A 15,484-nucleotide genomic window follows, 5' to 3' on the forward strand; every position below is an offset into this window, starting at 1 on the left:
TGTCGATGCGGTCGCTCAGGGCTTTGCTGTCTGACATGTGCTTTCAACGAGTTTGCGTTTTGCCTCGGGCGAGAGCTTCTTGATCGCGTGTTCCGCCTTCAGCGCTTCGGAGCGGCTGGGCCAGCGCTCGACGAAGAGGATGCGGAGCGGCGGAAAGCTGCGCGTGAACTTGGCGCCGCGTCCCTCGGCATGCGCCTTGTAGCGCGCGGAAACATCGACGGTGACGCCTGTATAGAGGCGGCCGCCCGCACATTCCAGCATGTAGAGGTACCAGGGCTTCGGCATCCGTTCCGGCCGGGGGAATCTCCCCCTCTCGCGCGCTCGTGACTTGAGTGGCGGAGCATAGCAGAGTTCCGCCGGCTGATCCTTCCGGCTGCCGCTACGTCAAATCGGAGCCTATGGCGGACCGCTCCGCCAGCCGCTAGATTTCCACGGGCAAGGGCGCTGCCCCGACAGGAAAACATGACGCGGCACGGGATCGAAAAACTCCCGGAAGCCGCGCGCAGGACAAGCAGGCAGGAGACGCGAAATGACCGATTTCAAGCTGTTGATCGGCGGCAAGCTCGTCGCAGGCGATCAGACGATGGACGTCATCAACCCGGCGACGGAGGAGGTGCTGGCCAAGTGCCCGCGCGCCTCGAAGGCGCAACTCGATCAGGCGGTGGCGGCTGCGAAGGCTGCCTTCCCGGCCTGGAGCGCGACGCCGATCGCGGAACGCAAGAAGGCGCTCAACGCGATTGCCGACATCATTGAAAAGAATGCGGGCGAGCTTGCGCGGCTGCTGACGCAGGAGCAGGGCAAGCCCATCGGCGACGCCACGGGTGAGGTCTATGGCACGGCCGCCTTCTTCCGCTATTTCACCGCGCTCGACCTGCCGGTAAAGGTGCTCGACGACAGCGAAGGCCGCCGCGTCGAGGCGCACAGGAAGCCGCTCGGCGTCATCGGCGCCATCGTACCGTGGAATTTCCCGCTCATTCTCATGGCGTTCAAGGTGCCGCCGGCGCTTCTCGCGGGCAACACCATCGTCATCAAGCCCGCGCCGACGACGCCGCTCACCACGCTGAAGCTCGGTGAGCTGATCCGCGATGTCGTTCCGGCAGGCGTCGTCAATGTCATCACCGATGCGAACGATCTCGGCGCGGCGCTCACCGCGCATCCCGATGTGCGCAAGATTTCCTTCACCGGCTCGACGGCGACGGGCGCGAAGGTGATGGCCGGCGCGGCGGCGATGCTGAAGCGCATCACGCTCGAACTCGGCGGCAACGATGCCGGCATCGTTCTCGACGACGTGAACCCGAAAGAGGCGGCGCCGAAGCTCTTCCAGAGCGCCTTCCAGAATAACGGCCAGGTCTGCATCGCCATGAAGCGGCTCTATGTGCATGAGTCGATCTATGACGAGATGTGCGCGGAGCTGGCGAAGATCGCCGATGCCGCCATTGTCGGCGACGGCCTCAAGCAGGGCACGCAGCTCGGGCCGCTTCAGAACAAGATGCAGTTCGAGAAGGTGAAGGAGCTGATCGACGAGGCGCGAAAGGACGGCAAGGTGATTGCGGGCGGCACGCTGCCCGAGCAGTCCGGCTATTTCATCCGTCCGACCATCGTGCGCGACATCACCGACGGCGCGCGGCTCGTCGATGAGGAGCAGTTCGGCCCCGTGCTGCCGGTCATCAAGTATTCGGACCCCGAGGATGCGGTGGCGCGCGCCAATGCCTCGCCCTATGGGCTCGGCGGCTCGATCTGGTCGTCCAATCCCGATCGCGCCTATGCACTGGCCGACAAGATGGAGTCGGGCACCGTCTGGGTGAACAAGCATGCGGAGCTTGCGCCGAACATTCCCTTCGGTGGCGCGAAGCAGTCGGGCCTCGGCACCGAGCTTGGCGAGGAAGGGCTCGCGGAATTCACGCAGCTCAAGATCATCAACATGGCGCGTTGATTGCGGCGGCCGCTCCCGGAACCGGGGGCGGCCGTTCCGGCTTCATGAAATGAAGGCCCGAAGGGCCTGCTCAGGGAGATGAGACATGCAAGTGACTGCCGCCGTCGCGCGCGCGGCCGACGCGCCTTTCACCATCGAGACGGTCGAGCTTGAGGATCCGAGAGCGGATGAAATCCTCGTTCGCGTCGTCGGCGTGGGGCTCTGCCACACGGACCTCGTTTTCAAGGCGGCGGGCGTCATCGCGCTTCCGGCCGTCTTCGGCCATGAGGGTTCGGGCATCGTCGAGAAGGTCGGCGCGAACGTAACCAAGGTGAAGCAGGGCGACCGGGTGGCCATCACCTTCCGCTCCTGTGGCGCCTGCGACCGCTGCGAGAAGGGCCAGCCCGCCTATTGCCGCACCATGCCGATGCTCAACTATATCGGTATGCGGCCCGACGGCACGAAGGCCATTCAGGCGGGCGAGGAAAAGATCGCCGGCAATTTCTTCGGCCAGTCCTCCCTCGCCACCCATTGCCTGACCTATGAGCGCAATGTCGTGAAGGTGCCGGAGGGCGTTCCGCTCGAGCTTGTCGGCCCGCTCGGCTGCGGCGTGCAGACGGGCGCGGGCGGCATCATGCGCTCGCTCGCCTGTGAGGCCGGTTCGTCCGTTCTCATTCTCGGCGGCGGCGCGGTCGGCCTCAGCGCCGTCATGGGCGCGGTGGTGCAGGGCTGCAAGACGATCATCGTGCTCGAGCCCCATGAGGCGCGCCGCGCGCTGGCGCTCGAACTCGGCGCCACCCATGCGATCGATCCGGCGGCCGCGCCCGATCTCGGCGCCGCCGTGCGCGCGATCCTGCCCAATGGCGTCGACTACGCCTTCGATACGACGGGCATTCCCGCCGTGCTTCAGGCGACGATGGCCTGCCTCGGCTCCCATGGCGTCTTCGGCATTGTCGGCGTCTGCCCGCCCGGCACGCCCGTTCCCGGCGATCTTTCGAGCGTCATCACCTATGGGCACACGATCAAGGGGATCATCGAAGGCGACAGCGACCCGGATGTCTTCATTCCCGAGATGATCGAGCTTTACCGGCAGGGCCGCTTGCCCTTCGACAAGCTTATTCGCACCTATCCGCTGAGCGAGATCAACCAGGCCATCGCCGATCAGCATCACGGCGACTGCGTCAAGGTCGTACTGCTGACGGGACAATGAAATCCGTGCCGGACGCGGTCGAAACCGCTCCGGCAGCCCACCATCAACAAACATCGGCAAACAGGGAATTCACACGATGAAGGAAGCATGGATCATCGACGCGGTCCGCACGCCGCGCGGCATCGGCAAGATCGGCAAGGGCGCTCTCGCCGACGTTCACCCGCAGCGCATTCTCTCCACGGTGCTGAAGGCGCTGGGCGAGCGCAACAATCTCGACAGCGACGACATTGACGACGTCATCGCCGGTTGCGGCACGCAATCGGGCAAGCAGGGCGCCTGCATCGCCCGCATGGCGGCGCTCGACGCCGGCTGGAAGAACACGGCGCCGGGCTTCTCGCTCGACCGTTTCTGCGGCTCAGGCCTTACCGCCGTCAACCTTGCGGCGATGGGCATCATGTCCGGCATGCAGAACCTCGTCGTCGCGGGCGGCGTCGAATCCATGTCGCATGGCTCCACGCTTCCGCGCACGGGCGGCGCGACCATCGACAGCCACAATCTGCATCTGCGAGAGATCCATCCGCAGCCGCATCAGGGCATCTGCGCCGACCTCATCGCGACGCTCGAAGGCTTCAGCCGCGAGGAGACGGACAAGCTCGCGCTCGAAAGCCAGCGCCGCGCCGACAATGCGATCAGGAACGGCTATTTCGCGAAGAGCCTCGTCCCCGTCTATCATGAGGATGGGCGCGTCGCGCTCGACCGGGAGGAGTTTCCGCGCCCCGAGACGACGCTCGAAGGGCTCGCCTCACTGAAGCCCGCCTTCGCCGCCATGTATCAGGCGCCGCTCGACGAGGAAGGCCTCACCTACAAGAAGCTGGTGCAGAAGACCTATCCCGATATCGAGATCACGCATATCCATCACGCGGGCAATTCGTCCGGCGTGGTCGATGGCGCGGGCGCCGTCATCATCGCCTCGCCCGAATATGCCAAGGCGCATGGGCTGAAGCCGCGGGCGCGCATCCGCGCTGTGACGACGGCGGGCGACAGCCCCGAACTGATGCTCAACGCGCCCGTTCCGGCGGCGAAGAAGGCGCTCGAGATCGCCGGCATGACGCTCAAGGACATCGACCTCATCGAGATCAACGAGGCCTTCGCCGTCGTGCCGCTCAAGTTCATGCGCGACCTCGATATCGACCCGGCCATCGTCAATGTGAATGGCGGCGCCATGGCGCTCGGCCATCCGATCGGCGCGACGGGCGCGATCATTCTCGGCACACTGCTCGACGAGATGGAGCGCCGCGACGTCAATGTCGGTCTTGCCACGCTCTGCGCGGCGGGTGGCATGGCGCCGGCGACGATCATCGAGCGCATCTGATCCGCATCGCGGATTCTTGAGGCGGGGCCGCTCCCTGGGGAGCGGCCCTTCCCGTTTCAGCGGCCATAGCCAGGCTTGCGGCTTTCCCTTACCCTCGCCGCAAAAGCATTGCGGGAGGTTGTTTCATGGATTTTTCGCTCAGCGCCGATCAGCAGCAGATCCGCGATGCCATCTTCAGGCTCTGCGAGCCCTTCGATGACGAATACTGGCTGAAGCAGGACCAGAAAGGCGGCTTCCCGGAAGATTTCTATGCCGCCGTCGCCGCGCAGGGCTGGCTCGGCATCGCCATGCCGGAGGCAGTGGGCGGCGCGGGCCTCGGCATCACCGAGGCCGCGCTCATGATGCAGGCGATTTCGGAATCGGGCGCGGGCCTCAGCGGCGCCTCCGCCGTTCATCTCAACATATTCGGCCTCAACCCCGTGGTCATCTTCGGCACGGAGGAGCAGAAGCAGCGCATGCTGCCGCCGCTCATCAGAGGCGAGGAGAAAGCGTGCTTCGCCGTCACCGAGCCCGATGCCGGATTGAACACGACAGGCCTCAAGACCTATGCCGAGCGCCGGGGCGACAAATATGTCGTCCGTGGCCAGAAGATATGGATCACCACGGCGCAGGTCGCAACGAAGATGCTTCTGCTTGCGCGCACCACGCCCTACGATCAGGTCAAGAGAAAGACCGACGGCCTCAGCCTTTTCTATACGGATTTCGACCGCGCGAAGGTCGAGGTGCGCGAGATACCGAAGATGGGCCGTTCGTCGGTCGATTCGAACATGCTGTTCTTCGACGGTATGGAAATCCCCGTTGAGAACCGCGTCGGCGAGGAGGGCAAGGGCTTCCAGCTCATCCTGCACGGCCTCAATCCCGAGCGCGTGCTCATCGCCGCCGAGGCGGTCGGGCTTGGCCGCGCCGCGCTCCGCAAGGCGGCGGCCTATGCGCGCGAGCGCAATGTCTTCGGAAGGCCCATTGGCCAGAACCAGGGCATCCAGCATCCTCTGGCGAAATGCTGGGCGGAACTCGAGGCCGCCAATCTCATGGTGTTGAAGGCGGCATCCCTCTACGACAAGGGCGAGGAATGCGGCGCGGAGGCCAATGCGGCGAAATATCTCGCGGCGGAGGCGGCCTATCATGCCTGCGAGACGGCCATTCTCACGCATGGCGGCATGGGCTACGCCAAGGAATATCATGTGGAGCGCTATATGCGCGAAAGCTGGATTCCGCGCATCGCGCCGGTGAGCCGGGAACTGATTTTGAGCTTCATTGCCGAGAAGGTTCTCGGGCAACCCAAATCCTATTGAGATCGAGGAGAGAGAAATGGCGGGTCTTTGGTTCGAGGAATTCGAGGTCGGGCAGGTCATCGAGCATGCGATCACGCGCTCGGTGACGGAGACGGACAACATCCTCTTTTCCACCATGACGATGAACCCGCAGCCACTGCATATCGATTTCGACTTCGCGTCGAAGACGGAATTCGGCAAGCCGCTGGTGAACAGCCTCTTCACGCTGGGTCTGATGATCGGCATTTCGGTGCATGAGACGACGCTCGGCACCACGGTCGCCAATCTCGGCATGAGCGATGTGCGCTTTCCCAAGCCCGTCTTTCATGGCGACACGCTGCGCGTGACGACGACCGTCGAGGGCAAGCGCGAAAGCTCGTCGCGTCCGACGGCGGGTATCGTCGAGTTCACGCATCGTGCCTTCAATCAGCGCGGCGAAGAGGTCGCGATCTGCAAGCGTTCGGCGCTGATGCACAAGCGGCCCGCCTGACGGGCGAAGCTCTTACCCGCATATGGGGATTTGGCGGGCGCGGGAGGGGCATGGCCTCTGCGGCGCCATTCGCGCACCTGATTTTCATTTCTGCAAATAAGTCGCAAAAACAGTTGATTCCTCCGGCTGGTTCGCTATTAAGAATTAGTCGCATGTTTATTGGCCGCTGGAGGGGCTATCCAAGTGAAGGAATACCAGGGGACCGGGGCTTCGCTCCGCGTCGCAAACCCGCGCAATCTCATCGCCACCACGGCAATCGGGATTTTCATCGGCATGGCGCCGCTTCAGGCCGCGGAAACGGATCGCCGGGAAGCAGCATCTCCCGCGCAGCCGGAGGTCGTCGCGGAGGATGGCGGGGCTGTTGCCTTGCCGACGCTCGAAGTCAGCGGAGAAGCTGCTGCGGAACAAAAAGGCTATGAGGTGAAACGCACCCGGAGCGCGACAAAGACGGACACGGCGCTGATCGACACCCCGCAGGCGATTTCCGTGGTGACGGATCAGGTCGCGAAGGATCAGCAGATGCAGGGCATGGCTGATGTCGTGCGCTACATGCCCGGCGTCGGCATGGCGCAGGGCGAGGGCAATCGCGATACGCCGATCATTCGCGGCAACACCTCGACGTCGGACCTTTTCGTCGATGGCATGCGCGACGACGTCGAATATTTCCGCGATCTCTACAATATGGAGCGGGTCGAGGCCCTGAAGGGGCCGAATGCGATGATCTTCGGCCGTGGCGGTGGCGGCGGCGTCCTCAACCGCGTGACCAAGGAAGCAAACGGCCAGACCATCCGCGAACTGGATCTGACCGGCGGGTCCTGGGGCAAGAAGCGTGTGACGGCGGATATCGGCCAGGCCGTCACCGATAGCGTCGCGGTTCGGCTGACCGGCCTCTATGAGAACTCGGACAGCTATCGCGACGGCTTCGGGCTGGAGCGGTGGGCGCTCAACCCGACCCTGCAATTCCATCTCGACGGATCGACCACGATTGGTGTCGGCTATGAGCATTTCTCGGATGACAGGACGGCTGATCGCGGCATCAGCTCGTTCAACGGCCGCCCGATCGGGACGGATGCCTCGACCTTCTTTGGCAATCCCGATCTGAGCAACACGACCGCGGAAGTCGATGCGCTGACCGTGTCGGTGGAGCATGATTTCGCAAACGGCATCAATATTCGAAATCGCACGCGCTTTGCCGTCTACGACAAATTCTACCAGAACGTCTTCCCCGGCGCGGCGAGTGCGGACGGCTCGATGGTCGCGATATCGGCCTACAACAATCGCACCAGGCGGGAAAATTTCTTCAATCAGACGGACGTGACCATTCCGTTCTCGACCGGTTCGATTCAACACACCGTGCTCACGGGCATGGAGCTCGGTCGTCAGCACACGAAGAATCACCGCGAAACCGGCTACTTCACGAGCATCGGTCCGAACGTAACCTCGATCACGGTTCCCACCGCGAATCCGACCACTTCCATTCCGGTCAGCTTCCGCCAGAGCGCGACCGATGCCGACAATACGGGCACGGCCTTGATCGGCGCGCTCTACATTCAGGACCAGATCGAGCTGACGCCGCAATGGCAGATCATAGCGGGGCTTCGCTACGACAATTTCAACATGGACTTCCGGAACAACCGCACGGGCGCGGACATCGAGACGAACGACAATGCGCTGTCGCCGCGCGTCGGTCTCGTTTTCAAGCCGGTGGACAATGTGGCGCTTTACAGCAGCTATTCCGTATCTTTCCTGCCGCGCTCGGGAAGCCAGCTTTCGTCGCTGTCGCCGAGCAACCGCGCGCTCGACCCGGAGGAGTTCAGGAACTACGAGGTCGGCGCCAAGTGGGATGTGCTGCCCGAGCTGTCCCTGTCGGCGGCGCTGTTCAAGCTTGAGCGCAGCAATGTCGCGATCGCCGATCCGTCGGACCCGACCCAGTCGATCCTCGTCGATGGCCAGGAAGTGCGTGGTCTGGAACTGGGCGTGACGGGCCAGATCACCGAGGCGTGGAGCGTCATCGGCGGCTATGCCTATCAGCTCGGTGAAATCACGGCGACACAGTCGGCGACGGCGCAGAAGGGAGCGACCCTCGGGCAGCTTCCCAAGCATTCCTTCTCGCTCTGGAACAAATACGATCTCAACGAAACGTGGGGCGTAGGCGTTGGCCTCATTCACCGCAGCGACATGTACACGACTGCGAGCAATGCGGTCACATTGCCGGGCTTCACGCGGGTCGATGCGGCCATCTATTACAGCATCACCGAAAATGTGAGGGCGCAGCTCAACATCGAGAATCTGTTCAACACGGATTACTATGCCTCCGCTCACAACGACAACAACATCATGCCGGGATCGCCACTCGCGGCTTACGCTGGAATAACAGTCAAATTCTGAGCGGATGAAACGACAGGGCCGCGAAGGCGGATGCTTTCGCGGCCTCCAATCCTTGCCACATGAATTGGGGGGTACCGCAATTGTCCGACGGTAGCGGTCAGGCGCCGCGACGATTGCGCGCTTGCCGGGGCAGCCCATATGTGGCAAAACTCGCCAATGTTACTGATAATCAATCGCAATAGCGACGGCTCTTCATCCTGCCGCCGCGGGACGGAGAAAGACCTTGCTTTCCGCTCTTCTGAAACGCTATCGCGCAATTTGCATCTGGCCGGCGGGGCTCGGGGCCGCGTTCTTCACATTGCCGGCGCTCGCTGAAGGCGTTGAAGCCGCGCCGCAAGCCGCTGCAGAGGTGGCGGCGGCCGCTCCGCCCGATGTGCCGCTTGGCGTCCTGCCGCCCGACCTTTCGCCATGGTCTATGTTTCTCAATGCCGACAGCGTGGTGAAGGCCGTTCTCATCGGGCTCGTCATCGCCTCGATCCTCACCTGGACGGTATGGCTGGCGAAGTCGATCGAGCTTGCGGGTGCGCGCAGGCGCATGCGCGGGGCGCTCGAGGCGCTGCGCAATATTGCGGGCCTCTCGGAAGCATCCGCCGCGCTTCAGCGCCGCGATGGCGAGATGCGGGCTCTCGTTCAGGCGGCCGAGGTGGAAATTCGTCTCTCGGCGGATGTATCGGCGACGGACAAGGAGGGCATCAAGGAGCGCGTCGTCTCGCGCCTCGAACGCATCGAGGCGGCGGCCGGGCGGCGCATGTCGGCGGGAACAGGCATCCTCGCCACCATCGGCGCGACGGCGCCCTTTGTCGGCCTGTTCGGCACGGTCTGGGGCATCATGAACAGCTTTATCGGCATTTCGAAGTCGCAGACCACCAATCTCGCCGTGGTCGCGCCGGGCATTGCCGAGGCGTTGCTCGCCACCGCCATCGGCCTCGTCGCCGCCATTCCGGCCGTCATCATCTACAACATGTTCGCCCGTTCGATCGCGGGCTACAGGGCGCTGGTCGGCGATGGCGCGGCGGAAGTGCTGCGTCTCGTCTCGCGCGATCTCGATCGCCAGGACCGGCAGGACAGGGGCGAGACGGTGAAACTCGTCAGCAAGGCCGCGGACTAGAACGATGGCGGTCCGTCTCAAGCACGCCAGCGACGATCTCGCCGAGAATCACGAGATCAACGTCACGCCCTTCATCGACGTGATGCTCGTTCTGCTCATCATCTTCATGGTGGCGGCGCCGCTTGCAACCGTCGATGTGCCGGTCGATCTGCCGGCCTCCACGGCCGAGCAGCAGCCGCGCCCGCAGAAGCCGATCATCGTCACTCTGAAGCAGGATCTTTCGCTCGCGCTCGGCAATGACATGATCGCGCGCGAGGCGCTCGGCGCTGCGCTCGACGGCGCGGCAGGCGGCGACAAGACGCAGCGGATTTTCCTGCGCGCCGACAAGTCCGTCGACTATGGGGACCTCATGAATGTGATGAACGATCTGCGGGCGGCGGGCTATCTCAAGGTCGCGCTGCTCGGTCTGGAAGCCATGCCGGGCAAATGAGCGTCGCATCCGCATCGGAATTTCCTGACACGGACGGCGCGGGCTGGTGCCGACGCTGGGGCACGAGTCTCGTGGCCGTGGCCGCGTTTCATATCGGCCTCGGCGCGGCCATGGTGATATGGCATCCCGTGGCTGAAATGCCCGAGGCGCCGCAGCCCGCATTGCTCATCGACATGATGCCCGTTCCGGCCGCCGTGCCGGAGCCGAAGGTGAAACAGGTCGAGGAACCGCCCAAGGTTCAGGAGCCGCCGAAAGTCGAGAAGGCCGAAGTCGCGCTACAGCGGAAGAAGCCGAAACCGGAAAAACCGAAGCCGGTGAACGAGGCGCGAAAGACCGAACAGCCGGCCGCACAACAGCAGCCCGACAAGCCTGCGGCTTCGCGTCCGGCTGGTCCGAGCGCGGCGCAGATTGCGGCGAAGCAGAATTATCTTTCGCATCTCTTCGGGCATCTGGAGCGCTACAAGCGCTATCCGGCCTCCGCGCGCCGCCGTCATCAGGAAGGGACGGTCCATATCCGCTTCGCGATGGACGCGCGCGGGCACGTCACTTCGGCGCGCATCGAGAAAGGCTCGGGCGTCGCCGCGCTCGACCGCGAGGTCATGGAAATGATCCGCCGGGCGGAGCCGCTGCCTCCGCCGCCGCCCGAAATGCCTTCGGAATATGTCGTGCCGATGAAGTTCGTGCTGAAGTGATCAGCCGAAGCGGCCGGTCACATAGTCGCGCGTGCGGACATTCGAGGGATTGGTGAAAATCTTTTCCGACGTGTCGAACTCGATCAGCTCGCCGAGATACATGAAGGCCGTGTAGTCGGAGGCGCGCGCGGCCTGCTGCATGTTGTGAGTCACGATGACGATGCAGAATTCCTCGCGCAGCTTCTCGATCAGCTCTTCGAGCTTTGCGGTCGAGATCGGATCGAGGGCGGAGGCGGGCTCGTCCATGAGCAGGATTTCCGGCTTCACGGCAATTGCGCGCGCGATGCAGAGGCGCTGCTGCTGGCCGCCCGAAAGGCCCGTGCCGAGCTGGTGGAGCTTGTCCTTCACCTCGTCCCAGAGGGCCGCCTGCGAAAGCGCCCAGTGGACGCGCTCCTCCATGTCGGTATGCGACAGGCGCTCATAGAGGCGGATGCCGAAGGCGACATTCTCGAAGATCGACATGGGAAAGGGCGTGGGCTTCTGGAAGACCATGCCGATCTTTGTGCGCAGCCTGGTTAGATCGAGCGTGCGGTCGAGAATGTTGTCGCCATCGACCATGACCTGCCCGGTCGCGCGCTGGCCGGGATACATCTCGTAAATGCGGTTGAGCACGCGCAGCAAGGTCGATTTTCCGCAGCCGGACGGACCGATGAAGGCCGTCACGCGGCGGTCGGGGATCGAGATGTTGATGCCCTTCAGCGCCTCGTAATTTCCGTAGTAGAAATGCAGATCCCTGACGCCGATCTTTTCGGGATGGCTTTCGACGGCTTCGCCGCGCAGCGCTTCGGTCAGCGAGGGGGTGAGCGGCTGGTGCGTGGTCACGAGCGGCGTGTCCTTTTCTTGGTCAGTACGCGGGCGACGATGTTGAGTGCGAGCACCGTCGCGGTGATGAGTAGCGCCCCTCCCCATGCAAGCTCGCGCCAGTCGGCATAGGGGCTCATGGCGAACTGGAAGATGACGACAGGCAGGTTCGCCATCGGCGCGTTGAGGTCGGAACTCCAGAACTGGTTGTTGAGCGCGGTGAAGAGCAGCGGCGCCGTTTCGCCGCTCACACGCGCGACCGCCAGCAGAACGCCGGTCAATATGCCCTGGAAGGCGGCGCGATAGCTGACCTTGACGATGATCTTCCATTTGGGCGCGCCGAGCGCGGCGGCCGCCTCGCGCAGCGCGTCCGGGATCAGGGCCAGCATGTCCTCGGTCGTGCGGACGATGATCGGAAGCGCGATGATCGCAAGGGCGACGATGCCGGCGAAGGCCGAGAAATGCCCCATGCGCACGACGACGATGCCGTAGACGAAGAGGCCGATGATGATCGAGGGCGCGCTGAGAAGCACGTCGTTGATGAAGCGCACAAAGCTCGCGATCCGGCTTCCGCGTCCATATTCCGACAGGTAGGTGCCGGCGAGGACGCCGACCGGCGTGGCCGCGAGGATGGCGAGTCCGGTCATGACCGCGCTGCCATAAATGGCGTTCAGAAGGCCGCCCGCGCTTCCCGGCGGCGGCGTGCTCTCGGTGAAAAGCGAGGGCTTCATCGCCTTGAGGCCGTTGCTCACCAGCGTCCAGAGAATCGCGCCAAGGACGAAGAGAATGATCGCCGTGGCCGCGAGAGAGATCGCGGTCATGGCGATGTTGACGAGGCGGCGGGACTGTACGCGCGTCATCACCGGCCTCCGCTCTTTGCTCGCTCGGCGCGAAGCAGAAGCCGCCTGCCGACCGCCAGAACGACGAAGGTGAGAAGGAAGAGGACGAGGCCGAGCGCGATGAGGGCCGATGTGTAGGTGTCGCTCACCGCCTCGGTGAACTCATTGGCGAGCGCGGCGGAGATCGTGGTCGCCGGATCGAAGAGCGAGGTCGGCAGGCGGTGCGAATTTCCGATCACGAAGGTGACGGCCATGGTTTCGCCGAGCGCGCGGCCGAGGCCCAGCATGATCGCGCCGACGACGCCCGTGCGGCAGTAGGGAAGGACCACCTTCCAGACGACCTCCCAGCGCGTGGCGCCAAGGCCATAGGCGCTTTCGCGCAACACGGGGGGCACGCTCTCGAAGACGTCGCGCATGACGGCGGTGATGAAGGGCAGGATCATCAGCGCGAGGATGAGGCCCGCAAGCAGGATGCCGATGCCGATCTGCGGACCGGAAAAGAGAGCGCCGATGATGGGGAGGGGGCCCAGCCAGTCGGCGAGCGCGGGCTCCACATGCGACTGAAAGAGGGGAGCGGCGACGAAAAGGCCCCAGATGCCGTAGATGATGCTCGGTATGGCGGCGAGAAGCTCGATGGCGATGCTGAGCGGCGTGCGGAGGCGGTAGGGGCAGAGTTCGGTCAGAAAGAAGGCGACCGCGAAGCTGCATGGAACGCCGATGGCGAGGGCGACGGCGGAGGTCACGAGCGTGCCGACCAGCGGCACGAGCGCGCCATACTGGTCGGTCACCGGGTTCCATTTGGCGGTGATGAGAAAATCGAAGCCGAAAAGCTTGAGCGCGGGCGCCGCGCCCTGAACCAGCACCACGATGACGCCGCCGAGCACCAGAAGCACCAGCGCCATCGAGGCCCAGGTGATGACCCGGAAGGCGCCGTCGCCAATGGCGGCCTGCCTGATGCGGCGAAGGCGGGTCAGGTCTGGAACGTCGGTTAGCGCCATATCGATCGAACTCTCGGCTATCGCAAACGGGGCGGCGCGCCACACCTCGGCGCGCCCTGGGTGGTGTTGCCGCTCCCGGAAGGAGAGCGATGGGATGAACTAGAGAACGGGTTTGCCCGAGCCGTCCACGATCTCTTTCCAGCTTTCCTTGACGAGCTTTACGACGCTCTCCGGCAGGGGAACGTAATCCAGTTCCTTCGCCATCGGGCCGCCATGCTCGTAGGCCCAGTCGAAGAATTTCAGGACTTCCTTCGCGCGCTCGGGCTTCGCCTGCGTCTTGTGAACGAGAATGAAGGTCGCCGCCGTCATCGGCCAGCTATCGGCGCCCGGCTGATTGGCGAGAATGAGGTGGAAGCCCGGCGCGTGCTTCCAGTCGGCATTGGCCGCGGCCGCCTGGAAGGCCTCGTAGCTCGGCGCCACGAACTTGCCGTCCTTGTTCTGCATTTCGGTGTAGGTGAGATTGTTCTGGAGCGCGTAGGCATATTCGACATAGCCGATCGAGCCTTTCGTCTGCCCGACCATGGCGGCCACGCCCTCATTGCCCTTGCCGCCAAGGCCGGCGGGCCATTCGACCGCGGTGCTGACGCCGACAGCGCCCCAGGCGGGCTCAACGGCATTGAGGTAGTAAGTGAAGTTGTAGGTCGTGCCCGAGCCGTCGGAGCGGTGGACGACGGCGATGGAACTATCGGGAAGCTTCAGATCCTTGTTGTCGGCGGCGATGGCGGGATCGCTCCATTTCTTGATCTCGCCGAGATAGATTTTCGCCAGGACAGGGCCGGTCAGTTTGAGTTCGCCGGGTTTCAGGCCGGGAATGTTGACCACCGGCACCACCCCGCCCATGACGGTCGGGAACTGGACGAGATCGGCTTTCGCAAGTTCCTCGGAGGTCAGCGGCTTGTCGGAAGCGCCGAAATCGACCGTTCTGGCGCCGATCTGCTTGATGCCGCCGCCGGAGCCGATCGACTGGTAATTCATGCTGGTGCCGGATTGCTGCTTGTAGGCTTCGGCCCATTTTGCATAGACGGGGTAGGGGAAGGTCGCGCCCGCGCCTGAAATGTCGGCTGCTTCGGCGGTCACGGCGAAGGCCAGCGTGGAGAGTGCGAGAAGGCTCGCGCGGCCCAGCTTTCCTAGAGATTCCATCATGGCTTCGTGCTCCCTTTTCCAGCCTTGCGGAACTGCGCCATCTGACTACGACGGTTTAGTAACAGTTTTATGACGCCGGGGGTAATGGATATCCGGGGGTGACCCATGCCTCCGAAGCGGGTATGAAGCACGAATCACACGGTTTTTCAGGGGGCGAGGGCTTCCTCCGCGCGCGGGGGCGGCCTTTTTGCGCATATAATGCCGGTCTTCTTGGCGGTTCATGGGAGGCGCTGGGGTGAACGGAATTTCGCGCCCCGCGATCGGGGCCGTGGCACTCATCGCGCTCATCGCAAGCCTCGCGCTCGCGGGCGATACGGCTGCGGAGACGAGGGGGCCCGTGCCGAGCGCATCGGGACGCGCCGCTTTCGCCATTGCCAGCCGGTCCGTTGCCGATGGCGCCCGGCTCGCCAACCTGAGACATGTCTATGACAAGCATGGCTGCGGCGGGGCGAATGTCTCACCCGAGATTTCATGGTCGGGCGCGCCAGGCGGCACGCGCAGCTATGCCGTGACGCTTTTCGATCCCGATGCGCGGGCGGGCAAGGGCTGGTGGCATTGGGTCGTCGTCAATATTCCGGCCTCGGTCACTCATCTCGCGGAAGGTGCGAGCGGACACCTCATGCCGGATGGCTCCGTGGAGGGCATGACCGATTTCGGCACGCCCGGCTATCAGGGACCATGCCCGCCGCCCGGCGACGGGATCCATCATTACGTGCTGACGGTTCACGCGCTGGGCGAGACTTCGCTGCCGGTCGATCGGGAGATGCCGGTGGCGGAGGCCGCGCTCGCCATTCGCGATCATGCGCTGGCCAGCGCGTCCCTCACATTCCTTTACGGGCGCCACACGGCCGAATAGGTCTAGCGCTTGCCGTTGCGATAGGTCCAGCCGA

Annotated in this window: 15 protein-coding genes; 10 read left to right on the top strand and 5 right to left on the bottom strand. The window is 64.0% G+C overall.

Features of this window, described 5'->3' with window-relative positions; all coding sequences use genetic code 11:
* Nucleotides 1–15 precede the first annotated feature (15 nt).
* A complete protein-coding gene (locus PKA57_RS13995; protein WP_324301603.1) occupies nt 16–285 on the bottom strand; it encodes a GIY-YIG nuclease family protein in 270 nt (89 codons plus the stop codon).
* Nucleotides 286–529: 244 nt separating this feature from the next.
* On the opposite strand from PKA57_RS13995, the gene PKA57_RS14000 reads away from it, so the two are divergent.
* The 9 genes from PKA57_RS14000 to PKA57_RS14040 all read left to right on the top strand — a co-directional run bounded on the left by PKA57_RS14000 (nt 530) and on the right by PKA57_RS14040 (nt 10,813).
* On the top strand, nt 530–1,933 hold the full coding sequence (locus PKA57_RS14000; RefSeq protein WP_324301605.1) for an aldehyde dehydrogenase family protein: 1,404 nt from the start codon (nt 530–532) through the stop codon (nt 1,931–1,933).
* 85 nt (nt 1,934–2,018) lie between these two features.
* Nucleotides 2,019–3,122 carry an NAD(P)-dependent alcohol dehydrogenase gene (locus tag PKA57_RS14005; protein WP_324301607.1) on the top strand — a complete coding sequence of 368 codons (1,104 nt, stop codon included), beginning with the start codon at nt 2,019–2,021 and terminating at the stop codon, nt 3,120–3,122.
* A gap of 76 nt (nt 3,123–3,198) precedes the next feature.
* Nucleotides 3,199–4,434 (top strand): acetyl-CoA C-acetyltransferase, encoded by a 1,236-nt coding sequence (locus PKA57_RS14010; RefSeq protein WP_324301609.1) that lies wholly within the window; start codon nt 3,199–3,201, stop codon nt 4,432–4,434.
* 125 nt (nt 4,435–4,559) lie between these two features.
* On the top strand, nt 4,560–5,726 hold the full coding sequence (locus PKA57_RS14015; RefSeq protein WP_324301611.1) for an acyl-CoA dehydrogenase family protein: 1,167 nt from the start codon (nt 4,560–4,562) through the stop codon (nt 5,724–5,726).
* Between the two features lie 16 nt (nt 5,727–5,742).
* Complete coding sequence (locus PKA57_RS14020; RefSeq protein WP_324301613.1) at nt 5,743–6,195, top strand: MaoC family dehydratase; 453 nt, start codon at nt 5,743–5,745, stop codon at nt 6,193–6,195.
* Nucleotides 6,196–6,378: 183 nt separating this feature from the next.
* On the top strand, nt 6,379–8,583 hold the full coding sequence (locus PKA57_RS14025; protein ID WP_324301616.1) for a TonB-dependent siderophore receptor: 2,205 nt from the start codon (nt 6,379–6,381) through the stop codon (nt 8,581–8,583).
* 238 nt (nt 8,584–8,821) lie between these two features.
* A complete protein-coding gene (gene exbB, locus PKA57_RS14030; RefSeq protein ID WP_324301628.1) occupies nt 8,822–9,691 on the top strand; it encodes a tonB-system energizer ExbB in 870 nt (289 codons plus the stop codon).
* A 4-nt stretch (nt 9,692–9,695) separates the two neighbouring features.
* Nucleotides 9,696–10,121: a TonB system transport protein ExbD gene (exbD, locus tag PKA57_RS14035; protein WP_324301618.1), complete on the top strand. Its 426-nt coding sequence runs from the start codon at nt 9,696–9,698 to the stop codon at nt 10,119–10,121.
* Entirely contained in the window at nt 10,118–10,813 is a 696-nt protein-coding gene (locus PKA57_RS14040; RefSeq protein WP_324301620.1) for an energy transducer TonB, read from the top strand. Before exbD ends, PKA57_RS14040 begins: the two co-directional genes overlap by 4 nt.
* Here the strand turns inward: PKA57_RS14040 and pstB are convergent, their stop codons facing one another.
* The 4 genes from pstB to pstS form a co-directional block, all read right to left on the bottom strand.
* Nucleotides 10,814–11,605, bottom strand: coding sequence for a phosphate ABC transporter ATP-binding protein PstB (pstB, locus tag PKA57_RS14045; protein ID WP_324301630.1), 792 nt, complete (start codon nt 11,603–11,605; stop codon nt 10,814–10,816).
* Nucleotides 11,606–11,631: 26 nt separating this feature from the next.
* Entirely contained in the window at nt 11,632–12,474 is an 843-nt protein-coding gene (gene pstA / locus PKA57_RS14050; protein ID WP_324301622.1) for a phosphate ABC transporter permease PstA, read from the bottom strand.
* The gene (gene pstC, locus PKA57_RS14055; RefSeq protein WP_324301624.1) at nt 12,474–13,451 is read right to left on the bottom strand and encodes a phosphate ABC transporter permease subunit PstC; all 978 of its coding nucleotides are present in this window, start codon (nt 13,449–13,451) and stop codon (nt 12,474–12,476) included. Before pstC ends, pstA begins: the two co-directional genes overlap by 1 nt.
* Before the next feature lie 99 nt (nt 13,452–13,550).
* Complete coding sequence (gene pstS, locus PKA57_RS14060) at nt 13,551–14,591, bottom strand: phosphate ABC transporter substrate-binding protein PstS (RefSeq protein WP_324301632.1); 1,041 nt, start codon at nt 14,589–14,591, stop codon at nt 13,551–13,553.
* A 238-nt stretch (nt 14,592–14,829) separates the two neighbouring features.
* Here pstS and PKA57_RS14065 point away from each other — a divergent pair, with 238 nt between their 5' ends.
* Entirely contained in the window at nt 14,830–15,450 is a 621-nt protein-coding gene (locus tag PKA57_RS14065; RefSeq protein WP_324301626.1) for a YbhB/YbcL family Raf kinase inhibitor-like protein, read from the top strand.
* Nucleotides 15,451–15,484: the final 34 nt, after the last annotated feature.

The organism is Parvibaculum sp. (genome assembly GCF_035325945.1).
Taxonomy (GTDB): domain Bacteria; phylum Pseudomonadota; class Alphaproteobacteria; order Parvibaculales; family Parvibaculaceae; genus Parvibaculum.